We start from the raw sequence: 23,997 nt of genomic DNA, 5'->3' as shown, positions 1-23,997 counted from the left end.
CGAAGTCTCTCTCGGTACGGGTATTGTTAAATTCAAAGTTAAGACAGGGCTAATAGGGAAAGCTGAGATGAGATGAGTCAACGCAGTACTAATAAACAGCCATCTACTGTGCGCAGCATGTCAGCTCGCTTGGCGCGGAGCTTAACCAGCAACCGCGTAAAAGTAAATCCTGTATTAGATCCACTTTTGAGTATTCACCGGCAATTTCATCCGAAGGCCGACATAGCGACTCTCTCGCGCGCCTATGACACCGCAGAAAAACTCCATGCTGGTGTTCTGCGAAAGTCGGGGGAGCCTTATATCACCCATCCGTTAGCGGTGGCCACGATCGCTGCCGAAATTGGTATGGACACCACCACGCTTATTGCAGCCCTCCTCCACGACACCGTCGAAGATTGCGAAGACTATACAATCCACGATCTATCGATGGAATTTGGCGAAGAAGTAGCTAGGTTAGTCGATGGCGTCACCAAGCTCGATAAAGTCGCATTGGGAGCGGCGGCCGAGGCTGAGACGATACGAAAGATGATCGTCGCAATGGCCCAAGATCCGCGAGTGGTCGTTATTAAGGTAGCCGACCGGCTTCATAATATGCGTACTATGCGCTTCTTACCGCCAGAAAAGCAGGCAAAGAAGGCCCGCGAAACACTCGAAGTGATCGCACCTTTGGCACACCGTCTTGGCATGGCGAGCGTGAAGTGGGAGTTGGAGGATTTGGCTTTCGCTATCCTCTATCCCAAAAAGTATGAGGAAGTGGTCCGATTAGTTGCCGACCGGGCCCCCTCACGGGACCGATACTTAACCGAGATTATTGATCAACTTCATCAAGGGCTCAAAGAGGCTAATATCGAAGCCGAAGTGATGGGTCGGCCGAAACATTACTGGTCTATCTACCAAAAGATGATCATTCGCGGCAAAGAATTCGACGAGATCTTTGACCTGGTTGGAATTCGCATCCTCACCGACACGGTGCATAACTGCTACGCCGCGGTGGGCGTAGCGCACTCCCTCTTCGCGGCCATGCCAGGGCGATTCAAGGACTATATTTCAAGTCCAAAATTTGGAGTCTATCAATCCCTCCACACTACGGTGATGGGCGAGGGTGGCAAACCACTCGAGATTCAGATCAGGACCCGGGAGATGCACTTCAATGCTGAATACGGTATTGCAGCTCACTGGCGCTATAAGGAAACTAAAGGTTCGCAGAAGGGTGGCGAATCCGAGGTCGATCAGATGTCCTGGATGCGCCAATTACTCGACTGGCAACGAGAGGCAGCCGATCCCAATGAATTCTTAGACTCCCTCCGCTTTGATCTCACCGCTAAGCAAATATTTGTATTCACACCCCACGGTGATGTCATCAGTCTTCCAGTTAAGTCAACCCCCGTTGACTTTGCCTATGCGGTCCACACAGAGGTGGGGCACCGCTGTATCGGGGCTAAGATCAATGGCAAGCTCGTTGCTCTAGAATCCACCTTGGACAGCGGCGACCGAGTGGAGATCTTCACCTCCAAAGATAGCCAGGCCGGCCCCTCTCGAGATTGGCAGGATTTTGTAGTCAGCCCTCGCGCAAAGGCAAAAATTCGACAGTGGTTTGCTAAAGAGCGCCGCGAGGAGTACCTCGACGCCGGACGTGACGCGCTCGCCGCCGAAATTCAGCGCGGGGGTTTACCGCTACACCGTCTTTTCACCGCGGAATCAATGAAGGCAGTGTCTCGGGAACTGCACTATAACGATGTAGATGCGCTCTATACCGCAATCGGTGCAGGTACGGTGTCGGCAGCTCATGTAACAAAGAGACTAATAGCTAAATTTGGTGATCTCGACGACGCCGAGGATGATCTCGTTTCACGCACACCCTTTAGCGAGCTGGTATCGAGTCGAGTTCCCGCAACCTCCGAGGCTGGTGTCCTCGTTGAAGATGTTCCTGATGTTATGGCTAAACTCGCACAGTGCTGCACGCCGGTACCAGGGGACGAGATTTTTGGTTATGTTACCCGCGGTGGGGGAGTCAGTGTCCATCGAGCAAATTGTCGCAATGCGCCTCAACTGCGTAAAGAACCAGAGCGCCTAAAAGAAGTGTCATGGGCACACGAAGGTAGCGGAGGGGTATTTCAGGCGGATCTCGAGCTGCAGGCGCTCGATCGCACCGGCCTCTTAATGGAAATTACCAAGGTAGTTAGTGAGCAGAAGGTTGTTGTCCTGTCGATGAGTTCAACAGCAGCCGATGATCATATCGCGACAGTGCGCTTTAAATTTACGGTATCTGATAAAAAGCAACTGGGAGCGCTCATGGTGCAACTTCGAAACATTGAGGGCGTTTTCGATGTCTACCGAGTGCTGTGAACATAATTTAACTGCACCTCCCTCGTGCGGGTAGGTGCAGTTCCTTGCTGTTAGCTTAAATCTTCAATAATTCTCGAGCTTTAGCAACCAGGCCAAAAAGTGCCCCGAGAGCGCTAAAGATGGTGGCCGCTATACCGATCCAAGCGGTGGCTTTTTCCAGGTCGGTTTGGGGCTCTTTATCCTCTGTTGCTTCGTTATTAGTGCCACCCTTATTAGCATCTCCTCCCAGCCCGAGAAGATTGGAGAGATTACCTCCAGTGATGGCATTGATGAGAGCCAAGAGGACGTTTTTGAAGCTGGAGCCCTCTTTACTCGGTTTCTCAGGCTTAGGTTCGGTGGTAGGAGAAGGGGCTTTAGTTGTGGAGGTTTTCTCCGGGAGTGGGACCTCACTGGTGGTCTCTGACGCACTTGCGGAGGGAGTGGTGGTTACGGGTATTTGTACGGACGTCTCCACTGGAGAAGCCATCGGCGCGCTAGTCGTCGGTACAGCAGGAGGTTCTGCTGCGGTGACTGGCGAGACGGTGGTGCTGAGCGCAATACTCAAAGCGATGGTTGTGGCTAGGTTCCGCTTTAACTTTTTCATGATTGTTTCTGAGCTTTCTTGTGGAGCGTATATGATGTTTCCTGCGTCAGCCGTCCCAGTTCCGTCTCAGAACCAAGGCGGTAAAAGTGACGGCCGTGAATCACATCAGTTGATAGAGCTGATGGTCTGCTAAAGACATTAGCAAACGTAGAAACAAGGAGACGAGTGGATTCTCTGCAAAGAGATTCCACTCGTCAAAATAACTGTACGTAGCTACGGCGTTACTGTAGTTACCGAATTAGAAAAGTTGCTTCTGAGCCTTAGCGAGGAAGCCTAGCAGGGCACCCAAAACGCTGATGACGCTGGTGATAACCCCGATCCATTCACCAATCTTCTTGGCGGAGATATTGCCGTTTGCATCCTGGGAACCAGCCTGAAGGTCCTCGGAGGATGAGCGCTCACCGGTTGGCTTAGGTGAATCAGGGGCAGTGGAGGTTGAAGTAGTGGTCGCAGCCTGGGAAACAGCGGCGGTTCCAGTGGTCAACAGAGCAGCGGTGGCAATGGAAGCCACGGCGGTGCGAATAATTTTCATACTTATCCTTTTATTAAGAGGGTAGATCTGTGTTGAGTGCTTTGATCTTAGCATGAGAGAAAGCAATGCTAAGAATGAAGCCGGGCGGAAGAAATTTTCCTCTCGCTTGTGACAGTAATTGTCTCACAACTTGTGTCAATTTCTAACTTCGCCCTTCGAGTGTTTTTAACTTGCCCCCATTCAAGGGCAACTGTCACCGCATTTGCGATAACCCGCATTAACCAAATAGGTTATTTGCTTTGCCGGCGAGGCTGGTGAGAGATTCCAGGGTGCGCAGGATATCACTGATCATTTTGATAAAATCCTTGACCTTGTCAGGGCTGGGGATGGTATTGCCGTTGGCATCGGTTTCCGAGGACATAAAGGCGAGTCCAGCAAAGAAGGAGTCATCCTTCGGGGCCTCAGCGGCGATAGCGGGGGTAGTCGCGCCACCAATCATGGCTGCAGACAGAGCCAGGGCAGCAACAGTGGAACGGGAAAAGCGCTTCATAAAAGCCTTCTTTCGAGATGAGAGTAAGTGAAGTGAATCTGGCGTTGAAGATGTCAATATTCCAGATACGCCTACAGTGACCAAGATAGGGAAGTTCTTCAGTTTTTTCAAGGGCCCTAGCCAAGATCGTAGCCTGTGCATATGGAAATACCCGATGCCAGAGGTCATTCTCGAGCATCGGGTATTTTCGCTGGGTAGGTGGCCCGGAAGATCTAAGAGCCCACGGTTACCTTAGAAATCTTGACTTCTTTGGCTGGTGCACCGTCCATCGCGTCGCCGTCGACACCTTCCTTGGCGATAGCATCTAAGGTCTTAAGACCAGCTTCATCGATCTTGCCAAAGTAGGTGTATTGGGGAGGGAGGGTGGAATCGCCGTAGTTAAGGAAGAATTGCGAGCCATTGGTATCAGGGCCTGAATTAGCCATTGCGATGGTGCCGCGGGGATAGATCACCGGTAAAGTTGCCGCATCCTCAGACGCTTCGTCGGTGGGGTACTCGTTGGCGAAACTAAAGCCAGGCCCACCAGTGCCAGTTCCGGTGGGGTCACCGCACTGCAGTACTTTCAGGCCTTCAGACGTAGTCAGACGGTGACAGACGGTGTCGTTGAAATAACCCTCTGAAGCTAAGTGCGTGAAGGCATTAACCGTGCAGGGGGAAACCGAGCGATCGAGGTCGAGATTGATCTCGCCGCTATTCGTAGTCATTGTTGCAGATACTGTGCCAGTTGCCTGGATATTGGATGTATCTGGCAAGCTCACCTTCTTTGCAGCAGTACCAGACTCAGCGTAGTCGCAACTTACCGTATCCTGCAGAGACTCAGCGCGGGCTAGAGTCAGAGGTTCGGCTGCAAAAGAGTCCTCTTGATCGATTGACTCCGCCGCTGAATTGCTGGCGTCATCACCGGTGTACTTCACTGCGAGAACAACGCCGCCTATGATAACCACAATTGCTAAAGCTGCAGTGAGAATCAATCCCAGTGGTTTAAGGCGCTCGGCTCGATCCCGCGAAGCAATCTCCTTCTCCAAATCGCGTAGTGCTTCTTCACGACGTTGTTTGTTATCGCTCACCAAAATTCCTTAATCTTCGACGTATGCTAGTGATGGAGCAGGCTGCCCCCACCCCGTCGGTCATCAACTGCCAAGGTGGGAGTGAAGCGGGAACAGAGTTCATCAGACGATCAAGGGAAAAGCCCACGGACTGATTCGATATCGTCCCCGTTCAACGACTTTAGCCTATCGACGGTGAAGTCGGTGAAGTGGCGCTACTCTTGAAGATTATGAGTACTACACATTTCCACGGAAACGAAGTTCCACTAGTCGGAGACCTCCCGGTGGTCGGCGACAAACTACCATCATTCGCGCTCGTTAAAGGAGACCTAAGCGAAGTAACGAATGCCGATTTTGAAGGCAAGCGTCTTATACTTAATATATTCCCCTCGGTAGATACGGGGGTATGTGCCCAATCGGTTCGAGTCTTCAATGAAAAAGCCTCGCAACTGGACAATACAGTCATCCTCTGTATCTCGGCAGATCTTCCCTTCGCGCAATCTCGATTCTGCGGGGCAGAGGGCATTAACAAGGTCGAAACTGTTTCGAGTTTCCGCTCTAGTTTCGGAAAAAATATGGGAGTTCTTCTTGCTGGCTCTCCACTCGCTGGTTTGCTCGCCCGGGCGGTCATCGTGGTTGATGAGAGTGGTATCGTCCGCCACGTGGAGCTTGTCGAAGAAATCGCGCAAGAGCCTAGTTATGATGCGGCACTTGCGGTGCTGGGCTAAAAGTTAGAGTTCGTATCCCAAAACTTCTTGGAGCCCGCCCTCCAGGTGCTTTAATGTGGTTGGCATGAAGATATTCGGATTCCCCACGGGCCCCTACCAAACGAATTGCTATATTCTGACGTATGAGGGGCGGGCAACAATTATCGACCCAGGTATGCATGCCATCGATAAAGTAGTAGCTCACTGTCGCACTGAGCGAGTAGATCCCGAGCGTATCGTGCTCACTCATGGGCACCTCGATCACACTCGCAGCGCCGCCGAACTGGGGAATCGCTTTAATATACCGGTCTATATTCACCCTGACGACGCTTTTATGCTTGACGGTGGGGCCGGCCTCAGCGACGAATCGCGCGTGCTATTTCGAGCCCACCACATGCCTCAAGTAAAAAATCTACAGGCTCTCCGACATTTAGATACCTTGAATGTCGGAGAGGAGGTGCTGAGTGTTCGTCACGCGCCTGGGCACACAGCCGGATCCATACTTCTGGTTGGAAAAAAGGTCGTCTTTACTGGAGATGTGCTGTTCCAAGGAACCATTGGACGCACTGATCTACCTACTTCTTCCCCAGCAGATATGGAGAAGTCATTGAGGGAGGAAGTGATGGCCCTGGACGATACCCTCGATGTGCTTCCCGGACACGGGGCTTTGACCACGATACGTGAAGAAAAACGCTCAAATCCATTTCTTGCTAAATTCGCATAACTCACTAAGGTTGAAATTCGTGTCTGAAAAGAAGCTCTCCAAAATCTCCGCCCCTAAGGGCGTCCCCGATTATATTCCCCCACGATCGCGTGAATTCTTAGCAGTTCGTGATACATTTCTCAACCACGCCCACCGCGCCGGATTTGAGCATATCGAGTTGCCAATCTTTGAAGAAACTTCACTTTTCGCCCGCGGTGTAGGGGAATCAACGGATGTGGTCTCCAAGGAGATGTATACCTTCGCGGATCGTGGAAACCGCTCTGTGACCCTGCGCCCTGAGGGCACGGCGGGTGTCATGCGCGCGGTAATCGAGCATAACCTGGATCGCGGACAGCTTCCCGTTAAACTTTGCTATCAGGGGCCATTTTTCCGCTATGAGCGCCCGCAAGCCGGACGCTACAGGCAGTTGCAACAAATGGGCGTTGAGGCTATTGGAGTGGACGATCCCGCCCTTGATGCCGAAGTCATTGCGCTAGCTGATCGATGCTTCCGAAGCATCGGGCTCACAGGCTACCGCCTCGAGTTGACAAGTTTGGGTGACCGCCATTGCCGACCACAATACCGTGAAAAGCTGCAAGAATTCTTGTTCACTTTACCGCTCGATGAGGAAACTCGTCGCCGTGCTGCATTAAATCCGCTGCGAGTCTTAGATGATAAGCGTGCAGAGGTCCAAGAGATGACTCATAACGCTCCGCTGATGCTAGATTATCTGTCTGCCGAGAGCCAAGCCCACTTCGAAAAACTAACGGGGCATCTCGACGACCTGGAGGTGCACTATGAAATCAATCCTCGTATGGTGCGCGGCTTAGACTATTATACCAAGACCTGTTTTGAATTCGTCCACGACGGTCTGGGTGCGCAGTCCGGAATCGGGGGCGGGGGCCGCTATGATGGCCTGATGTCACAATTAGGAGGTCAAGACCTCTCCGGAATCGGTTTCGGTCTCGGAATTGACAGAGCTCTGCTGGCGCTCGATGCGGAAAACCGAAGCCTCACCGATAATAGTAAAGTTGAAGTATATGGCATCGCCTTAGGCGGCGAAGCGAAAAGCGCTATGGTGAAAATTATCGATGAGCTGCGTGCCGCGGGGATTAGTGCGGATATGGCCTACGGCGATCGCGGGCTGAAAGGGGCCATGAAGGGCGCAGATCGTGCGGGGGCGCGGATCGCTGTGGTGATTGGCGATTCCGAGCTGGCAGCCGGGGTGGTGAGCGTGAAGAACCTCAAAACTCACGAACAGATCGAGGTTGCCCGCAATAAGGTGATTGAATACGTGCTCGATATATAAAGGATCAGCCCTCTGGCGCAGCCGCTGTCTAACATTCGGTTAGAGAGACCGGCAAACCTAGGGTGACTGCGAGACCACCCGTGGAGGTTTCTTTATATTTGCTCATCATATCGCGGCCGGTTTCGGCCATTGTTTGGATGACATCGTCGAGTGAAACTCGGTGCAGACCACTGCCGAGCAGGGCCAGACGCGCCGCATTGACAGCCTTAACAGCTGCAATTGCATTTCTTTCGATACAGGGGATTTGTACAAGGCCGCCTACCGGATCGCACGTCAAACCTAAATTATGTTCAAGTGCGATTTCGGCAGCATTTTCGATATGTGAAGGGCTTGCGCCCAAAACTTGGGCAAATCGGGCACTCGCCATAGCAGCCGCAGAACCAACCTCTCCCTGGCAGCCAACCTCGGCCCCGGAAATGGAGGCATTTTTCTTGATTATTATCCCTATAGCTCCTGCGGTCAGGAGGAAGTCGCGGTGCCACATGGGGTTGCTCGGCTTCCGAAAATCTCTTATATAGTGCATGACTGCTGGGATGATACCCGCGGCACCGTTGGTGGGCGCAGTCACAACTCTTCCGCCCACTGCGTTTTCCTCATTGACAGCTAAAGCGTAGACGTTGAGCCATTCCATACCCGCTAAAATATCCTGGTGCTCTGCGTCCTCAAGGGTGGTGAGACGCGCATAAAGATCGGGCGCCCGGCGCGCAATATGCAATCCACCTGGCAGTACCCCGCGTGTTGTCAGACCCGAGCGGACGCACTCTTGCATATGTTGCCATACCAGGTCAAGATAGGCACAGACGTCGAGGCCTGAGTTATCGATAGCGCTTTCGTTGGCTACGATAATGTCCGGAATCGGGAGCCGGATACTCCGTGTCAGTTTTAATAGCTCGTGTGCGGAATGAAAGGGATGAGGCTCTCGGGAGCTCGCGGAGCTGGCGGTGTTAGCTAAACGCTGAGATATCCCGAGGTCATCTGCGCTGACAACAAAGCCGCCACCTACCGAGAAATATCTACGGCTGATCGCATCAGTTGCGAAGGTGAGTGCGTTGGGGTGTTCGGCGAGGGGTACGGGTGAGAACTCTAGGTGATACGTGATTTCAGCGATCTTACCGTCTACAGGAATAGCGGTTCCATATACCGGTGTTGTATGAGGGGATATAGTTTCCGGGGCATAGCCTGCTAGACCTAAAAGTATGGCACGGTCGGTCCCGTGACCCTTCCCGGTAGCCGCAAGCGAGCCATACAGAGTGATCGTCACATGATCGCCAGGTTGCAGGGCGGCGGTTTCGGCAAAGATTTTAGCGGCCCGCATGGGTCCGACAGTATGGGACGATGACGGGCCAATCCCGATACTGAAAAGATCCTTCACGCTGATAGTCATAATTGGCGATCGTAATAAATGGCACGGAAAGGAGCACCGTTAGCTCTGCGCTAGGCGGATTGCTTCGCTTGCTGTTATCAGACGTATCGCTTTCTCATCGCGCCGCCCATGAGCTGTGATGATGACCGCCTGCGGACGTTCGGACTCACCGATTGTATTCAGTGCTGTGATAACCTCGGGGACCGTAGCGAGTTGATCAAGAAAAACTACAGGTCGGTGCTTGGCTGACTGGGCTATTATGTCCTCAACTCGCAGCGTTTCAGGGATTGTCCATTGCGAAGAACTGTCGCGCAAATAGTCGATGATATCGGCGGGAATCAATAATCTCTGGAATATATCTCCTTTGTAGATCGGGTACTTGTTCACACGAGAACTCAGCAGCTGGACAATAGGATGATGTTGTTTGAAGATGCGGACCTTTTGTGGGGGCAGCACCTGCATTACCGGAGGCGTCGTGTGTAGCATTTTCCGTAGCGCGACGATTTGGCGCACCGTTTTCTCATTGGGCTCGGCAATCGGTTCGAAGTCTTCATCATAGGCACCGTGCGCAAGGGCGTTACGAAGCTCGGCAAAATCGATCAGCATCTGAGCTTGATCTTTACTTAGTAATTTGTCTTTAACAGCACCATAGACAAGTTGCCGAAAACTTTCGTGGTGAGGGGCTTGTAATTCACCGCGCAAAAGGCTTTCGATATCATTGAAAGCTGCTAGGAAGGGCCAAGCACGGTGGACGTGGGAGTCGGTCGTCGCGGAATCCATATCTTGACTGTAACTAAAAATACTGCCGCAAGGGTCGAAAATTGTTCGATAGGTGAAACGGGTGGCGTCATTACGGATGCGGGTGGAACAGCTCAAGTCACAGAGAATAAAGAGAATAAGTGGAAGGGCGGAGATTGGAAAAATTATGGGCGCATGGTTTGCTTACCGTCCCGGTTATAGACGCGGTCAGACCTTGTGGGTTTCAGTGCGGCAATATCGGATTAAACTAGCTAGAGGGATCAAATTTATTACCCCAACACCAGCGGCTTAGTGGCTGATATGTCAAGAAGTGAGGCTTCAGAAGAGGTCGAAGAAACAGTGGGTGAGCTTTTGATTGTCCGAAGGCTGAGAGTCTAATCGGGACACGAGTACCCGGGTTTTAGCGTTCCGGATCGAGGGCCAACATTCCCCTATACAGCGCGTAAACGAGCATCAACTCTCCTTTCCTTCACTTTTGCTGGGCGCATGAAATCCAAAAGAGGTGTTATTTTTTCTCCAATATTCACGCTCACTCCAGGAACGCTTTTCTGCTATTGGACTTGCGGGGGTCCTTGAGTTTGACAGTTCGCAGTGTGGTGCGAGAGCAGGCGGCTTGGCAGCTGCCATGGTATCGCCGCACACCCAACAGCATCGACGATCTCGCATATTATCAGTTTTTAGTCTCAGCGCTTGGCTTTGCCGGCGGTGTTACAGGAGAGGACTGCATTCCAGATACGAGAGCCAGTAGAACGATAGTAGGAGATTTGGAGCCGTATCAGCGATTCCTACTAACAATAGTGCTGGCTTTAATGTCCAGGCCGCAGGCACGACTGTCGGTCGTCGACGGTTGTGACCAATTGCGCAGTATAAAGCTGTGGCAGCAGCGTATGGAAATTCTCGGAGCGTTCAGCGCTACAATGCCAGTGATCGTTAGCTCCTGCAACAGTGACACGGCGGGAATAGAGTGCATCTTTTTAAATTTGACCCATCCAGATTCACAGAACCAGGTAGACCTGGACCAGCATGCTGAATGTGGGAGAGTTAAATAGCTGTGAGTATTTTCCATATCGGCACTGAGCTGGGACGCTTTGGCCGCGGAACGTTGCCGCCGCTGGTGATTTTGGGTGTCGTCTTATTTCCGCTTCTTTTTGGTGGCCTTTCCGTATGGAGTTACTAGGACCCTATAGGTAGGCTCAACCAATTACCGGTTGCCCTGATCAACTCCGATCAGCCTGCAACAGTGAAGGGCGAGGACGTCAATGCCGGCGAGCTCGTTGCCCTAAAAAAATTATTGAGGGGAAGGCTGTTGGTTGTCATCTTGTATCTGCTGCAGAAGTAAAGAGGGGGTTCGGTAGCGGCACGTACTACTTTGGGCTGGAGATCCCTCGGGATTTTTCTCAGGCAATTGTCAGTGCCTCGAGTCCCCATCCTCTCCGAGCTATTATTAATGCCGCCTTTGATAATGCTGATGGGTTGATTGCAACCACCCTCGGTAACCACGTAGTGACACGAGTGCTCGCAACTATAAGCGAAAACTTGAGAACCGAGGTCGCCGACCAATTGGTGGTGGGATTTTCCACGATCGATAAAGGTTTAGAGCGTGCCAGTGTCGGTGCTACACCTCTCCATGTTGATTATGCTCGAGCGGAAGCGGGGGCTACCGGACTCCGTGATGGTAGCGCGGAGCTTGCACAGAGTATGCGGCGGGCTGAAGCTGGCGTTGTTGAGCTTGATAACGGTGCCACCTTACTTAGCGAGAAGCTAGGGGACGCGGTAGAGGGAGCCGCTGCACGTGCAGCGGGTATGAATCAGTTACAAACTGCCACCAATCAGCTAGGCGCTGGTGCGGAAAAGCTTTCGGAAGGCGTAGAAAAACTTACCGGCAGCGCTACTGGTCTCGTGGCCGCGCAAAAAAAGGGCTCTCGTACCACTGACTGACTAGAGTGCCGAGTTGCGGTTGACGGGCATTCCCCAAGCAGTAGCACTTGTCGACGCTGCCGATAGTCTGGTGTCCGATAGTCGAGCGCGTGGCCTAGGCTCGGGACCGGATCTCATATCTCAGATGCACCAACTGAATATGGGGCAAAAGAAATTTACCATCAGCTCAGCAACCTTGATGCTGCATATCGATCGGGTATCAATCAAGCGACTCACGGGGCAAATCGCCTAGGTCGGGCCTAAAATTGCTGCACGGCGGCTCTGCGGAACTTGTCGTGGGATTCGCACACTTGCCTCCGGCACCTCCCAGTTGGCAGCCGGATCCGAGCAACTCACGGTGGGTGCCGCACAGTTGGCTAGTGGGCTAGTTACTTTAGATGCCGGCAGTGGCGAACTAGCTTTGAAATTGCATCAAGCTCGCGATGAGATGCCCCATTGTGCCGATAATGCGGCGGCCAGCATATCGACGCGAGTCCCAATCTTAGAAACGCGGGATTCTCTCGGACTATTTGGTCCAGGACTGAGTCCCATCTTCGTTTCTTTGGGGTTGTTCAAGAGTTCCACTGTGATCGTCGTGTTGCTGCGCCTTCTAGGCAGGCGCACCGTCGATTCTGGGTCGGGAGTGCTCAGCGGGGTGCTCGCTAGCTATATTCCAGCAGCGATGATCAGCTTGTCGCAGGCTACAGCGATGTTCGTAGTATAAGCAGGTGCCTTACAGTTGCGCGCTCACCATGAAGTGGGTTTGTGGTTATTCATGTGCCTGGTCTCGTTGAGCTTTGTCACCATTACGCAGGGCTTCAATGCTCTCCTGGGGCCAGCGGTTGGTCGGGTGTCGTGTATTGCAGTTATGGCTTTGCAGGTGGTTTCCTCAGGCGGGCTCCACCCACCTGAGACGCAGCCTACCTCTCTGCGCTTATTCCATACCATAGATCCCATGTCCTACTCGGTAAATCTTCTGCGGGAGATGATCTATCACGGTTCGATATTCGCTAATCACCGCGGCGTCATAGCTGTTCTGGTTCTCGTAGGTATCGGTATGGGATTTATGAGCCTATTCATGCTGGCTGCTAAGAGGCGTCGGCAGTGGACGATGCGAGATTTCCGTCCAGAGATGTCCGTTTAGCGAGTTGTATTGAGGATGGCGTCGAGGGAGCACTGGCTCATCTCTCCCGAACGATAGCCGGCATAAAAGGCCTTTTCGCGCTGATCTGAACGACCATGGGTGAAAAGGTCCGGGCGAACCTCACCGCCTCTGTGTTGTTGAATATGATCGTCACCCACACTTCGGGCGGCGGCGAGTGCATCCAACACCTGCTCCCGGGTGACGGGTTCCAGAAAAGCATCGGGTCCTTTGTCGGCAAAATGCGCCCAAATGCCAGCATAGCAATCAGCCTGCAACTCTATACGCACCGCATTCGACTCTGGGCCGGGATCGTTATAGTTGGATAGCCCCAGTGTTCCTTGCAGTTGCTGGATATGATGGCCGAATTCATGGGCCACAATATATTCTTGAGCAAAAGGAGCATTCCGGGCCCCGAGTGTTTCTAACTGGTGGAAGAATTCCGGATCAAAATAAGCGGTCCTATCACCAGGGCAATAGAAAGGCCCCGTTGCGGTACCGGCCACACCGCAGGCTGATCGCGTGCGGCCGGTAAAGATCACTAGCCCTGGCTTGTTGTAGTTAATTCCAATTTGTCGTGGTAATTCGCGTGCCCACACAGCATCTAGGGAAAGGGCCGTGAACTCGATACGGCAATCAACGTAGTTGTTGGCGTCTGCGCCAGTCTTGCAATGGTCGAGGGATTGGGCCGGACCCGCCGGCGCGCTCATCGAGGAGTCTTGGCTATTAAGGCCGTTGAGGAAGCCTAGGATTTCCTGCGGACTTCCACCAAGGGCCCACACAATCAGCACAAGGATGATGGTTCCTGCCCCTCCGCCCAAGGCGATTTTTCCGGTTCCTCCACCGGTACGAGCTCGGGGGGCAGTTTTACGTTGGTTATGACGAAAAGTCATTAGTTCCCTCTCCACCCTGATCACATCGCATGAGCAGGTTTTGATCTGGTCCACAACAAGTCTCTTGATCATATACGTTTCTGCGCAAGCAGAGAGTGCCTCAGTAATCGGTCTCGGTTGCGGCAGTTGAGATCACAGGGACTGAAATTCGGAGATAAGACGGTCAAGAATCTATGGGTAAAGCTGGGAGATGAATATTGGGAGCTTCGTGCAACGCGTGTAAGGTGAATTGCTTAGAAGAGAGTCTGCATTCTTGACTTATTGAGAGAAATGGAAAGGATTTGGTGCACGTGCTGCGCACTCATCTCGCCGGTGAACTCCGCAAGGAACTAGCTGGAGAAACAGTAACCCTCACTGGTTGGGTTTCCCGTCGTCGTGATCACGGTGGTGTGATATTTATAGATCTACGGGATTCCTCTGGCCTAGCTCAAGTGGTCTTCCGTGAGAGTGACGTGGCCGAAAAGGCACACCACTTGCGTAGCGAATTCTGCATTAAAATTACCGGATCTGTTGAACCACGCCCGGAGGGTTCCGAGAACCCTCAGCTTGCTAGTGGCGATATTGAGGTCAACGTCAGCGATATCGAGGTGCTCAACGAAGCAGAGCCGCTGCCTTTCCAAGTAGAGGACTCGAGTAAGAGCGGCGAAGTGGGCGAGGAAACTCGACTGAAATACCGCTACCTAGACTTGCGTCGACCAGCACAAGGGGGAGCGTTACGCCTGCGTTCGGCAGCCAACAAAGCTGCCCGTACGGTTCTCGATCACCACAACTTCGTCGAGATCGAAACCCCAACTCTCACTCGTTCTACCCCCGAAGGCGCCCGAGACTTCCTCGTGCCGGCACGTTTGCGCCCTGGTTCGTGGTACGCGCTGCCACAATCCCCTCAGCTATTCAAGCAGCTGCTCATGGTTGCTGGGATGGAGCGCTACTACCAAATTGCGCGTTGCTACCGAGACGAAGATTTCCGCGCCGACCGCCAGCCTGAGTTCACGCAGCTCGATATTGAGATGAGCTTTGTGGAACAAGACGACGTTATTGCGTTGGCCGAAGAGATTGTTAAGGAACTGTGGAAACTCATTGGCTACGAGATTTCCACGCCGATCCCACGGATGACCTACGCAGATGCGATGAAATATTATGGCTCCGACAAGCCTGATCTTCGCTTCGATATCAAGTTGGTCGAGTGCACCGATTTCTTCAAAGATACACCATTTAGGGTCTTTCAAAACGAGTACGTTGGTGCCGTTGTTATGGAAGGTGGCGCCTCGCAACCTCGACGCCAGCTTGATGCCTGGCAGGAGTGGGCCAAGCAGCGCGGCGCCCGCGGTCTCGCATATATCCTTATCGATGATCAGGGCGAACTAGCTGGTCCCGTCGCGAAAAATCTATCCGATTCGGAACGTGCTGGTATTGCCGCCCATGTCGGTGCTAAACCCGGCGATTGTATTTTCTTTGCTGCAGGTGACACCAAGAGCTCACGCGCGCTGCTAGGTGCGGCACGTAATGAGATCGCCCGCAAACTAGATCTCATCAAGGATGGCGAGTGGGCCTTCACCTGGGTTGTCGATGCTCCGCTCTTTGAGCCCTCGGCTGATGCAACCGCCTCGGGCGACGTGGCGTTGGGCCATTCACAGTGGACGGCTGTGCACCACGCATTCACCTCGCCTAAGCCTGAGTGTCTCGACACCTTTGACACCGATCCTGGTCAAGCCTTAGCTTATGCCTACGATATTGTGTGCAACGGTAACGAGATTGGGGGCGGCTCCATTCGTATTCATCGCAAGGATATCCAGGAGCGGGTATTTAAAGTGATGGGCATTAGTAAAGAGGAAGCAGCCGAGAAATTTGGTTTCCTCCTTGAAGCTTTTGCTTTTGGAGCGCCGCCTCATGGTGGTATCGCCTTTGGTTGGGACCGCATCGTATCGCTTCTGGGAGGATTCGATTCGATCCGTGATGTGATCGCCTTCCCAAAGTCAGGGGGCGGAGTCGATCCACTGACGGACGCTCCCGCTCCGATTCCCGCGCAGCAGCGTAAGGAGACCGGTGTGGATTTCAAGCCCCAGCCTAAGAAAGCTGAGAAAAAGAGCTAAGAGTTCGCAATCACCGCTAAGATGAGGGGGCTAACCATTAGTTGTAAGGGTAGCCCCCTTTAAACCTATTTGACTCGAAAAAGGTGTGGTTTCATGAATTCCCCCCAGCACAGCGAGATCATCGCAGTCGCCGAATCAGTACTCTCTCAACGTTATGGCGGAGAACAGCGACTTGCGGAGGTCGAAGAACTTGCTGGATCCGGTAGCGCTGTGGTGCTGAGAGCTAGGGTGCAACCCTCGCCATTTCTGCAGCAAAAATCACTGGTAGTCAAATATCTTCCCGGTGCCGATCATCCTGCGACCCAATCGCGGCTCATGCGGGAAATAGCGTCCTATCAATTCACCACCAGCATGCCGGAATCGGTACGTCCTGGCCCAGTGCTGCTTGCTCACGATATCACTCAAAAAATTCTCATCATCTCCGATGCTGGAGATGGTGATACCGTCGCTGATCTACTTAACGTAGCTAGTCAAACGTCTCGTGACACCCTATTGCGTGGGCTAGGGCGAGCTTTAGGACAAATGCATGCAGCTACCGCTAGCCGTGAGCCTGATTTTCGAATCCTGCTATCGAGAATGTTAAATCAAAACGATGAAATTGTAGCTCTCAATAACTACCGCGAGGAATTAATTTCGGCGTCCATCCCTTTCGGGATTAGACTGGTCGAAACAGCTGGAATAGAAGTTCCGCCCGAAGTAAAGCGGGTCGCTGCTACCGCGGCACGGCGCCTGATTTCCGGAAATCACCGGGCCTTTACCCCCTTTGATCTAAGCCCCGACAATATCCTGGTGGTCAAAAATCGCCTTCACTTCCTCGACTACGAGTGGGCTGGCTTCCGAGATGTAACATTCGATGTAGCATCTGTCATAGCTGGGTTCCCCCACTTCATTTCGGCCCAAGCCATGAGTGACGAGGAGGCAGATCTCTTTATCGACGCTTGGGTGCACGAGGTGGCAAATTTGTGGCCCAATACAGCCTCCCGAGCTCGCTTAAATATGCGCATCCTTACCGCCTTAGTAGGCTGGTCATTCTTTTCCATTGCATTGACCCATATCGATCTCGACGACCCGCAGCAGGCTAAACTACTCTCCTCGATCAACGAAGATGCTTCCAACACGGAGCGTTTGGTGCAGGCACTATATGAGGCTGTGGACCCGTGGGCCCATGAATTATTTAACGAAAACGCCCAAAAGCTCGAAGAGGACGTCTTGCTGATAAGAAAGGATTTACAGCAAACCTTCGAAGCTCTACGGCGTTTTGCCTCCCGAGATCTTGATGAAGGCATCCTAGACGTCGCACAGTTTGCCGCGTCGATGAACAGCCGGCTGAGCGTCTAAGTAGATGATTTCTGTATATGATTTTTGAGACACATCCACCTGCCCCACAAGGCGGTGATTATTTCCGTGTAAGTTCTCAAGCTCCACTTGCTGCGCGGATGCGGCCAGTATCACTGGAAGAGGTGGTCGGTCAAAAACATCTTTTAGGTGATGGGCGACCTCTGCGGCGTTTGATCGAGGGGGACGGGGCCGCCAGTGTCATTTTGTATGGTCCACCGGGGACGGGGAAGACTACGATAGCCTCACTGATTTCGCAGGCAACCAATCGCAGCTTCCAAGGGCTCTCTGCCCTCGATACGGGAGTCAAGGAGATCCGGGCGGTTATCGAACAAGCTCGGTTTGCACTGCGCAGTGGTCAGCAAACTGTGCTGTTTATTGATGAGGTCCATCGATTCTCAAAAAATCAGCAAGATGCCCTGCTTGCTGCGGTCGAGCGTCGAGATATTCTTTTGGTGGCTGCCACAACAGAAAATCCCAGCTTTTCCGTTGTTGCTCCGTTACTCTCCCGCTCTCTCGTTCTGCACCTTCAGCCTTTGAGTGAGCAGGATATCGGTGATGTTCTGCAGCGTGCAGTCGGCAGCGAGCGTGGCCTTAACTCTCGCATTTCTCTGAGCGAGGATGCTCGAGCGCTACTGGTACAGCTAGCGTCGGGAGATGCTAGACGCTCTCTTACCTATTTGGAAGCGGCTGCAGAAGCTGTTCCAGACGGGGGAGAGATAAGCGTAGATATCGTAGAGAAGAGCATGGACCGGGCGGTGGTGCGCTATGACCGCGATGGGGACCAACACTATGATGTGACAAGCGCTTTTATCAAGTCCATTCGCGGTTCTGACCCCGACGCCGCTATCCATTATTTGGCTCGCATGATCGAGGCGGGGGAGGACCCTCGGTTTATTGCACGCAGATTGATCATTCATGCTGCAGAGGACATCGGCCTAGCCGATCCGCACGCGCTAACTATTGCGGTTGCAGCAGCTGATGCGGCGGCTTTGATTGGTTTACCCGAGGCCCGTATACCGCTGGCGGAGGCCACAATTTACCTAGCCACTGCACCAAAATCGAACGCCGCCCTAAGAGCTATCGATGCAGCGATTGATGATATACGAAAAGGTAAAACTGGAACTGTCCCTGCCCACTTACGTGACGGCCACTATTCCGGTGCTAAGGAGATGGGCAATTCTTTAGGGTATATTTATCCGCACGATAGCGACCTGGCGGTGGTCGCTCAGCAATATTTGCCTGATCCGTTGTGCGGGACTGAATACTATCGTCCCACTGACCATGGCGGTGAGAAGCGGCTGCAACGGGTACTTGAGCGGCTAAGGCAACTAACTCGAGGCTAGGTGCTAGAATAACGGTTTTGTGTGTGCACCCTAGCCAAGGGCGCAAATAAGAAAGAGGAAGAATGCAAACTCACGAGATTCGAGAGCGCTTTACCAACCACTTTGTCAAGGCTGGTCACGAGGCCGTACCTTCTGCCTCGCTTATTTTGGATGACCCCAATCTGCTCTTTGTCAATGCAGGTATGGTGCCCTTTAAACCCTACTTTTTGGGGCAGCAAAATCCCCCCTTTGCTAATGGCACGGCAACGTCAATCCAGAAATGCGTGCGTACTCTCGATATCGAGGAAGTAGGAATAACTACTCGGCACAATACGTTCTTCCAGATGGCAGGAAACTTCTCGTTCGGGCAATATTTCAAAGAGGGGGCCATTAAGCACGCGTGGTCCCTTTTAACCGACTCTGTGGAGGATGGTGGTTACGGCTTTGACCCGGAAAGACTGTGGGTCACCGTTTATCTTGATGACGATGAAGCAGCAGATATTTGGCACCATCAGGTGGGCATTCCGTTAGAGCGAATTCAGCGACTTGGTATGGCCGACAATTACTGGTCGATGGGAATTCCGGGCCCGTGCGGCCCGTGTTCCGAAATCTATTATGACCGTGGTCCGGCCTACGGCAAGGACGGGGGTCCAATTGCTGATGACTCCCGTTACTTGGAAATCTGGAACCTAGTTTTTATGCAAAATGAGCGGGGTGCCGGAATTGGTAAGGACAATTTTGAAATCCTCGGCCCACTACCTAAAAAGAATATCGATACTGGTATGGGCATCGAGCGTGTTGCTTGCCTTCTCCAAGGCGTAGACAATGTCTATGAAACCGACCTGTTGCGCCCTGTTATTGAGGTCGCGCAGCGTGAGACAGGAGCCGTATACGGGGCCCATCACGACAACGATATTCGCTTCCGCGTGATTGCTGACCATTCCCGCACTGCCATGATGCTGATTCTCGATGGCGTAACTCCAGGAAATGAAGGACGCGGTTATATCTTGCGTCGACTGCTGCGCCGCCTCACCCGGTCAGCACGCCTTTTGGGGGCAAAGGGACAAACAATGGAGGTATTTATGAATACCATCATGGACACGATGACCTTGTCCTATCCCGAGATTGCTGACAATCGTGAGCGCATTCTGCGGGTGGCCATAACCGAGGAAAAGGCCTTCCTGAAAACCCTCGAAGCTGGTACCCAATTATTCGAAGATGCCGCACATAAAGTCAAGGATCGCGGACAGTCCACCATCGTCGGCGCCGATGCCTTTGCGCTTCATGACACCTATGGTTTCCCAATTGATCTGACCCTGGAAATGGCTCAAGAGGCCGGCCTGACAGTGGACACCGAGGGCTTTGATAAGTTGATGAACGAGCAGAGAGCTCGAGCCAAGGCCGACTCTCAGGCAAAGAAACACGGGCACACCGATCTGTCGATCTACCGAGAGTGGGTGGATGAGCACCCGACACAGTTCGTGGGATACGACAATCTCGAAGCTGATTCTAGGGTTATTGGCTTGCTGCGAGAGGGCGAGAAGGTCTCGGAAGTCCATGAAGGTGACGTCGTTGAGGTGATCCTTGATACCACCCCGCTTTATGCGGAGGCTGGTGGACAGCTAGGTGACCGTGGACGAATCCGCTATGGTGACACGATTCTTAAGGTTAACGACGTACAAAAGATTGCTAAGAAATTATGGATTCATCGCGCAACTGTGACCGCTGGTGGCCTTGGTCTCGGTGATACCGTAACCGCAAGTGTCGATCAAGAGTGGCGACACATGGCTCGCCAAGCACACTCGGCTACCCATATTATCCACGCTGCTCTGCGTCAGGTGCTCGGTCCTACAGCCGTACAGGCGGGATCTATGAACAAGCCGGGTTATTTGCGCTTCGACTTCAACTACACAGAGGCGCTAAGTCCGAGCCAATTAGCCGAAATCGAAGCAATCACCAACCAAGCGGTCGATAGCGATTGGCAAGTGCACACTCTTGAGACTTCTCTTGAAGAAGCGAAGTCCATGGGGGCCCTTGCGCTCTTTGGCGAGAACTACGGACATGAAGTCCGAGTCGTGGAAATGGGTGGACCATTTTCCATCGAATTATGTGGCGGGACCCATGTATCCCATTCTTCACAGATTGGCCCAGTATCAGTTCTCGGCGAATCTTCCGTGGGATCTGGCGTGCGGCGGATTGAGGCTTATTCGGGCCTGAACTCTTTCCGCCACCTCTCGCGTCAAAACGCCACCGTCTCGAGCTTAGCTACAGTGCTGAAAGCGCCGAGTGAAGAAGTACCCGATCGAGTGGCGCAGCTGGCTGCCAAACTTAAAGAAGCCGAGAAAAAAATAGCTGATCTACGTCAAGCTCAACTCATGGCCAGCGCAGGTCACCTACTTGATACGGCGCAAACTATAGCCTCTTTCCAGTTAGTGACCACCACGGTAGCTGCGGGAACACAGTCTTCGGATCTGCGATCACTAGCTGCTGATATTCGCTCTAAAATCAACGGCGCCGGAGTGGTGGTGCTACTTGCACCTGACCAGGATAAAGTTCCGTTCGTGGTAGCGGTCACCCCAGCAGCTATTGATGCTGGTATTAAGGCTGGCGACTTGGTCAAGCTCATTGGTTCCTATATCGATGGCCGCGGTGGCGGAAAACCTGATCTCGCCCAAGGATCTGGCAGTAATAGAGATGGCATCGAGAGCGCATTTAACGCTGTCGAGGACGAATTGCGCAAGCACGCATAACATCAACGGTGAAACAGGAGGACAAGCTACGCTCGTTCTCCTGTTTTTTCAACATCAATCTAAGGAGAAGCAACTGACGATGGAGTCACCGCAACCCGATCAACCCGGCCACAATGATCCCGGATTGGGCCGCCGTCTGGGGATAGATGTGGGAACTGTGCGTATCGGTACAGCGCTCTCGGGAAGCAGCGCCACCATGGCCATGCCACTGGAAACTATAAAACGACAAACTGGCTTCCACGACTACGATAAAGCCGACATTGATCGTCTCGTGGATATCGTTGAAGAGAACGACGTCGTGGAAGTAGTCGTGGGCTTACCGCGTGACCTGCGTGGTCACGGATCAAAAAGTGTACTCCACGCCCAGGATATTGCAGAGCGGCTCGCCCAGAGATTGCCCGAGATTCCTATACGCATGGCTGATGAACGCTTAAGTACTGTGGTCGCGCAGCAAGCGTTAAGAACATCAGGTATCAACGAGAAGGCGGGGCGTAAGATAATCGACCAAGCGGCAGCGGTAGAAATTTTGCAGTCGTGGTTGGATGGGCGACTCGCCTATATCAACCGCCATTTGCCATAATTATAGGTAAAGCAACTAGTCTGATAATTCAATGAGTATTAGTTAAGCTGCCGAGCACTGCGAATCAACCGAGGAAATGGATACGTTGGATGGATACCGAATCATATGATGTCAAGCGCCGAGAGCGTACTGTAGCCGTAATCGTCGCTTCGGTAGTGCTTCTTATCGGAGCAATAATCTATATCGGCGCTAGTATCGCGACCCAGAAACCCTATGATTTTCAAGGCGAAGGTAGCGGAGCAGTGGAATTAGTGGTCATTGAAGAAGGCTCATCAATGGCCGAAAAGGGCCCTGAATTGGTTGAGCGCGGAATTGTTGCAAGTGACCCGGCATTTCAGACCGCAGCCGCCAACAACCCAGCCGCTGGGAATATTCAGCCGGGAGTTTACCGCCTCCGCCAGGGGATGAGTGCCGCTGCCGCGGTGCGGGCCCTCCTTGATAACGACAAACAAGTCGACCTGCTAGATATACCAGGTGGTGCCACCCTCATGGATGTCAATGTAGTCGGAGGAAAGAAACGCCCAGGCATTTATTCTCAGATATCTACGGTCACCTGTTTTGAGGGCTCGACAAATTGCGTGTCCGTCGCCGATCTGCAACAAGCAGGTGCAACAGCCAATGTGGATGACCTCCATATCCCCACGTGGGCTAGGGCACAGGTGGCCGCACGGTCAAGCGATCCGCGCCGGTTGGAGGGGCTGATCGTGCCAGGCAAATACGTCGTGGACCCGCATTTTAGCGCCGAGGAAATTCTCGCCGACCTGCTCAAGCGTTCCTCCAAAACCTTTGAAAATACCAATATCGAAGCACGCGCTCGAGCCATCGGATTGACCCCTTACGAATTGTTAACCGCAGCCTCTCTAGTAGAGCGTGAAGCTCCAGAGGGTGATTTTGACAAGGTCGCACGGGTTATTCTCAATCGTTTGGAAGAACCCATGCGCCTAGAATTCGACTCGACTGTCAACTACGGCCTCGACGATGTCGAGGTAGCTACAACTGCGGAGGACCGTGCTCGAGTGACTCCGTGGAATACCTATGCTAAAGACGGGCTTCCAGATTCTCCTATTGCAGCCGCCGGAACTACCGCTATCAAGGCCATGGAGAACCCCGCACCAGGCGAGTGGCTCTTCTTTGTGACCGTAGACAAGTCCGGTACAACCGTCTTTACCAATACCTTCGAGGAACATTTGCAGGCAGTCGATCAATCACTCGCCAATGGCGTACTAGATTCACAGCGATAGGTTGATGATCTCGTGCCCCGCGCTGCAGTTCTCGGTTCCCCTATCAAGCATTCCTTGTCGCCCTTGATCCACAATGCCGGGTATCAAGCACTTGATATGGACGATTGGAGCTACAGCGCGCACCTTGTGGAGGAAGGAGAGCTGGCACATTTCTTAAAATCGGCTGCCCCGGACTTCTTAGGTTTTTCGGTAACCATGCCGGCCAAATTCGCCGCTTTAAAGTGCGCTGACTTCAAATCAGAGCGAGCAGAGGTAATTGGATCAGCGAATACCCTCGTCCGTAGAGGCACCGGATGGGGTGCCGATAACACTGATTGTGTGGGGATCACTGGCGCCCTCGTGGCAATAGCGCGCTCACCGTTTCGACAGGCTCTTATTATCGGCGCTGGGGGAACAGCTCGGCCGGCAGTATTTGCACTAGGCCAGCTTGGTGTTCAAAAGATCACCATCGTTAACAGGAGTGACCGCGCTACCGAGTTTTCTTCTCTGGCAGCATCCGTCGGGATCGATTTGGCATTCTGCGATTTCTCTGCGGATCTTGCTACTCTAGCCGCGCGAGCCGATATTCTCATTTCCACGGTTCCCAGTAGAGCTTTGGCGGGATATGAAGATGCTCTCGCCCGCACTTCGCTACTCGATGTGATCTATGACCCGTGGCCCACGCCCCTTGTCCAGCTCGCTCAATCGCGGGGACTGGCTGCGGTCGGCGGCCACGAGATGCTACTTCATCAAGCCTATGAGCAGTTTGAGATATTCACTGGTCGTTCGGCTCCCCGAGAGCAGATGCGAAGCGCGTTTAACCAGCACCTCTCTATGGAAAACTGAGAATATTGTGGAAAAGCCCGTTTCTTAAGACAAGGGAGCTCTCGGGCATCTAGCCTTAGAGC

General features: G+C 52.9%; 22 protein-coding genes. 15 read left to right on the top strand and 7 right to left on the bottom strand.

Features of this window, described 5'->3' with window-relative positions:
- Nucleotides 1-72: 72 nt before the first annotated feature.
- Complete coding sequence (locus tag N7326_RS00945) at nucleotides 73-2,346, top strand: RelA/SpoT family protein (protein WP_263088012.1); 2,274 nt, start codon at nucleotides 73-75, stop codon at nucleotides 2,344-2,346.
- A 55-nt stretch (nucleotides 2,347-2,401) separates the two neighbouring features.
- On the opposite strand, the gene N7326_RS00940 is transcribed toward N7326_RS00945, so the two are convergent.
- The 4 genes from N7326_RS00940 to N7326_RS00925 all read right to left on the bottom strand — a co-directional run bounded on the left by N7326_RS00940 (nucleotide 2,402) and on the right by N7326_RS00925 (nucleotide 5,018).
- A complete protein-coding gene (locus N7326_RS00940) occupies nucleotides 2,402-2,929 on the bottom strand; it encodes a hypothetical protein (protein WP_259076634.1) in 528 nt (175 codons plus the stop codon).
- A 238-nt stretch (nucleotides 2,930-3,167) separates the two neighbouring features.
- On the bottom strand, nucleotides 3,168-3,461 hold the full coding sequence (locus N7326_RS00935; protein ID WP_259076636.1) for a hypothetical protein: 294 nt from the start codon (nucleotides 3,459-3,461) through the stop codon (nucleotides 3,168-3,170).
- A gap of 217 nt (nucleotides 3,462-3,678) precedes the next feature.
- Complete coding sequence (locus N7326_RS00930) at nucleotides 3,679-3,951, bottom strand: hypothetical protein (RefSeq protein ID WP_259076639.1); 273 nt, start codon at nucleotides 3,949-3,951, stop codon at nucleotides 3,679-3,681.
- A gap of 212 nt (nucleotides 3,952-4,163) precedes the next feature.
- Nucleotides 4,164-5,018, bottom strand: a complete 855-nt coding sequence (locus N7326_RS00925; protein WP_259076641.1) for a peptidylprolyl isomerase — start codon at nucleotides 5,016-5,018, stop codon at nucleotides 4,164-4,166.
- A gap of 209 nt (nucleotides 5,019-5,227) precedes the next feature.
- Between N7326_RS00925 and tpx the strand changes: the two genes are divergently transcribed.
- From tpx to hisS, 3 genes are all read left to right on the top strand, one after another.
- Complete coding sequence (tpx, locus tag N7326_RS00920) at nucleotides 5,228-5,725, top strand: thiol peroxidase (protein ID WP_259076643.1); 498 nt, start codon at nucleotides 5,228-5,230, stop codon at nucleotides 5,723-5,725.
- Nucleotides 5,726-5,789: 64 nt separating this feature from the next.
- Nucleotides 5,790-6,428: an MBL fold metallo-hydrolase gene (locus N7326_RS00915; protein WP_259076645.1), complete on the top strand. Its 639-nt coding sequence runs from the start codon at nucleotides 5,790-5,792 to the stop codon at nucleotides 6,426-6,428.
- Between the two features lie 19 nt (nucleotides 6,429-6,447).
- Entirely contained in the window at nucleotides 6,448-7,716 is a 1,269-nt protein-coding gene (gene hisS, locus N7326_RS00910) for a histidine--tRNA ligase (RefSeq protein WP_259076648.1), read from the top strand.
- Between the two features lie 28 nt (nucleotides 7,717-7,744).
- On the opposite strand, the gene N7326_RS00905 is transcribed toward hisS, so the two are convergent.
- Complete coding sequence (locus tag N7326_RS00905; RefSeq protein ID WP_263088011.1) at nucleotides 7,745-9,100, bottom strand: L-serine ammonia-lyase; 1,356 nt, start codon at nucleotides 9,098-9,100, stop codon at nucleotides 7,745-7,747.
- A 39-nt stretch (nucleotides 9,101-9,139) separates the two neighbouring features.
- The gene (locus tag N7326_RS00900) at nucleotides 9,140-9,859 is read right to left on the bottom strand and encodes a hypothetical protein (RefSeq protein WP_263088009.1); all 720 of its coding nucleotides are present in this window, start codon (nucleotides 9,857-9,859) and stop codon (nucleotides 9,140-9,142) included.
- Between the two features lie 1,452 nt (nucleotides 9,860-11,311).
- Between N7326_RS00900 and N7326_RS00895 the strand changes: the two genes are divergently transcribed.
- From N7326_RS00895 to N7326_RS00880, 4 genes are read left to right on the top strand one after another with little or no spacing between them, the layout of a single operon-like run.
- Nucleotides 11,312-11,776 carry a hypothetical protein gene (locus tag N7326_RS00895; RefSeq protein ID WP_259076655.1) on the top strand — a complete coding sequence of 155 codons (465 nt, stop codon included), beginning with the start codon at nucleotides 11,312-11,314 and terminating at the stop codon, nucleotides 11,774-11,776.
- 13 nt (nucleotides 11,777-11,789) lie between these two features.
- Nucleotides 11,790-12,008, top strand: coding sequence for a hypothetical protein (locus tag N7326_RS00890; protein WP_259076658.1), 219 nt, complete (start codon nucleotides 11,790-11,792; stop codon nucleotides 12,006-12,008).
- Nucleotides 12,009-12,020: 12 nt separating this feature from the next.
- Nucleotides 12,021-12,479 carry a hypothetical protein gene (locus tag N7326_RS00885; RefSeq protein ID WP_310593315.1) on the top strand — a complete coding sequence of 153 codons (459 nt, stop codon included), beginning with the start codon at nucleotides 12,021-12,023 and terminating at the stop codon, nucleotides 12,477-12,479.
- 15 nt (nucleotides 12,480-12,494) lie between these two features.
- A complete protein-coding gene (locus N7326_RS00880) occupies nucleotides 12,495-12,899 on the top strand; it encodes a YhgE/Pip family protein (protein ID WP_259076660.1) in 405 nt (134 codons plus the stop codon).
- Here the strand turns inward: N7326_RS00880 and ypfJ are convergent.
- Nucleotides 12,896-13,789: a KPN_02809 family neutral zinc metallopeptidase gene (ypfJ, locus tag N7326_RS00875; RefSeq protein ID WP_263088008.1), complete on the bottom strand. Its 894-nt coding sequence runs from the start codon at nucleotides 13,787-13,789 to the stop codon at nucleotides 12,896-12,898. The genes N7326_RS00880 and ypfJ overlap by 4 nt on opposite strands.
- A 290-nt stretch (nucleotides 13,790-14,079) precedes the next feature.
- Here ypfJ and aspS point away from each other — a divergent pair, with 290 nt between their 5' ends.
- From aspS to N7326_RS00840, 7 genes are all read left to right on the top strand, one after another.
- Nucleotides 14,080-15,879: an aspartate--tRNA ligase gene (gene aspS / locus N7326_RS00870; RefSeq protein WP_259076664.1), complete on the top strand. Its 1,800-nt coding sequence runs from the start codon at nucleotides 14,080-14,082 to the stop codon at nucleotides 15,877-15,879.
- A gap of 93 nt (nucleotides 15,880-15,972) precedes the next feature.
- A complete protein-coding gene (locus N7326_RS00865) occupies nucleotides 15,973-17,217 on the top strand; it encodes a phosphotransferase (RefSeq protein ID WP_259076667.1) in 1,245 nt (414 codons plus the stop codon).
- Nucleotides 17,218-17,234: 17 nt separating this feature from the next.
- Nucleotides 17,235-18,560 (top strand): replication-associated recombination protein A, encoded by a 1,326-nt coding sequence (locus N7326_RS00860; protein ID WP_259076670.1) that lies wholly within the window; start codon nucleotides 17,235-17,237, stop codon nucleotides 18,558-18,560.
- 62 nt (nucleotides 18,561-18,622) lie between these two features.
- A complete protein-coding gene (gene alaS / locus N7326_RS00855; protein ID WP_259076674.1) occupies nucleotides 18,623-21,289 on the top strand; it encodes an alanine--tRNA ligase in 2,667 nt (888 codons plus the stop codon).
- Nucleotides 21,290-21,368: 79 nt separating this feature from the next.
- Nucleotides 21,369-21,869: a Holliday junction resolvase RuvX gene (gene ruvX, locus N7326_RS00850; RefSeq protein ID WP_259076677.1), complete on the top strand. Its 501-nt coding sequence runs from the start codon at nucleotides 21,369-21,371 to the stop codon at nucleotides 21,867-21,869.
- 89 nt (nucleotides 21,870-21,958) lie between these two features.
- Entirely contained in the window at nucleotides 21,959-23,110 is a 1,152-nt protein-coding gene (gene mltG, locus N7326_RS00845; RefSeq protein ID WP_259076680.1) for an endolytic transglycosylase MltG, read from the top strand.
- 12 nt (nucleotides 23,111-23,122) lie between these two features.
- Nucleotides 23,123-23,935, top strand: coding sequence for a shikimate dehydrogenase (locus tag N7326_RS00840; protein WP_259076682.1), 813 nt, complete (start codon nucleotides 23,123-23,125; stop codon nucleotides 23,933-23,935).
- Nucleotides 23,936-23,997: the final 62 nt, after the last annotated feature.

Source organism: Corynebacterium sp. ES2794-CONJ1, from assembly GCF_025660615.1.
GTDB lineage: Bacteria > Actinomycetota > Actinomycetes > Mycobacteriales > Mycobacteriaceae > Corynebacterium.
This window is presented reverse-complemented; position numbering and strand designations above follow the sequence as displayed.

Excerpts from the sequence above, each read along its gene's own strand:
- N7326_RS00945 (WP_263088012.1), top strand. The coding sequence starts at position 73 with ATGAGTCAACGCAGTACTAATAAACAGCCATCTACTGTGCGCAGCATG.
- N7326_RS00940 (WP_259076634.1), bottom strand. The coding sequence starts at position 2,929 with ATGAAAAAGTTAAAGCGGAACCTAGCCACAACCATCGCTTTGAGTATT.
- N7326_RS00935 (WP_259076636.1), bottom strand. The coding sequence starts at position 3,461 with ATGAAAATTATTCGCACCGCCGTGGCTTCCATTGCCACCGCTGCTCTG.
- N7326_RS00930 (WP_259076639.1), bottom strand. The coding sequence starts at position 3,951 with ATGAAGCGCTTTTCCCGTTCCACTGTTGCTGCCCTGGCTCTGTCTGCA.
- tpx (WP_259076643.1), top strand. The coding sequence starts at position 5,228 with ATGAGTACTACACATTTCCACGGAAACGAAGTTCCACTAGTCGGAGAC.
- N7326_RS00915 (WP_259076645.1), top strand. The coding sequence starts at position 5,790 with ATGAAGATATTCGGATTCCCCACGGGCCCCTACCAAACGAATTGCTAT.
- N7326_RS00905 (WP_263088011.1), bottom strand. The coding sequence starts at position 9,100 with ATGACTATCAGCGTGAAGGATCTTTTCAGTATCGGGATTGGCCCGTCA.
- N7326_RS00900 (WP_263088009.1), bottom strand. The coding sequence starts at position 9,859 with ATGGATTCCGCGACGACCGACTCCCACGTCCACCGTGCTTGGCCCTTC.
- ypfJ (WP_263088008.1), bottom strand. The coding sequence starts at position 13,789 with ATGACTTTTCGTCATAACCAACGTAAAACTGCCCCCCGAGCTCGTACC.
- N7326_RS00865 (WP_259076667.1), top strand. The coding sequence starts at position 15,973 with ATGAATTCCCCCCAGCACAGCGAGATCATCGCAGTCGCCGAATCAGTA.
- N7326_RS00860 (WP_259076670.1), top strand. The coding sequence starts at position 17,235 with ATGATTTTTGAGACACATCCACCTGCCCCACAAGGCGGTGATTATTTC.
- alaS (WP_259076674.1), top strand. The coding sequence starts at position 18,623 with ATGCAAACTCACGAGATTCGAGAGCGCTTTACCAACCACTTTGTCAAG.
- ruvX (WP_259076677.1), top strand. The coding sequence starts at position 21,369 with ATGGAGTCACCGCAACCCGATCAACCCGGCCACAATGATCCCGGATTG.
- mltG (WP_259076680.1), top strand. The coding sequence starts at position 21,959 with ATGGATACCGAATCATATGATGTCAAGCGCCGAGAGCGTACTGTAGCC.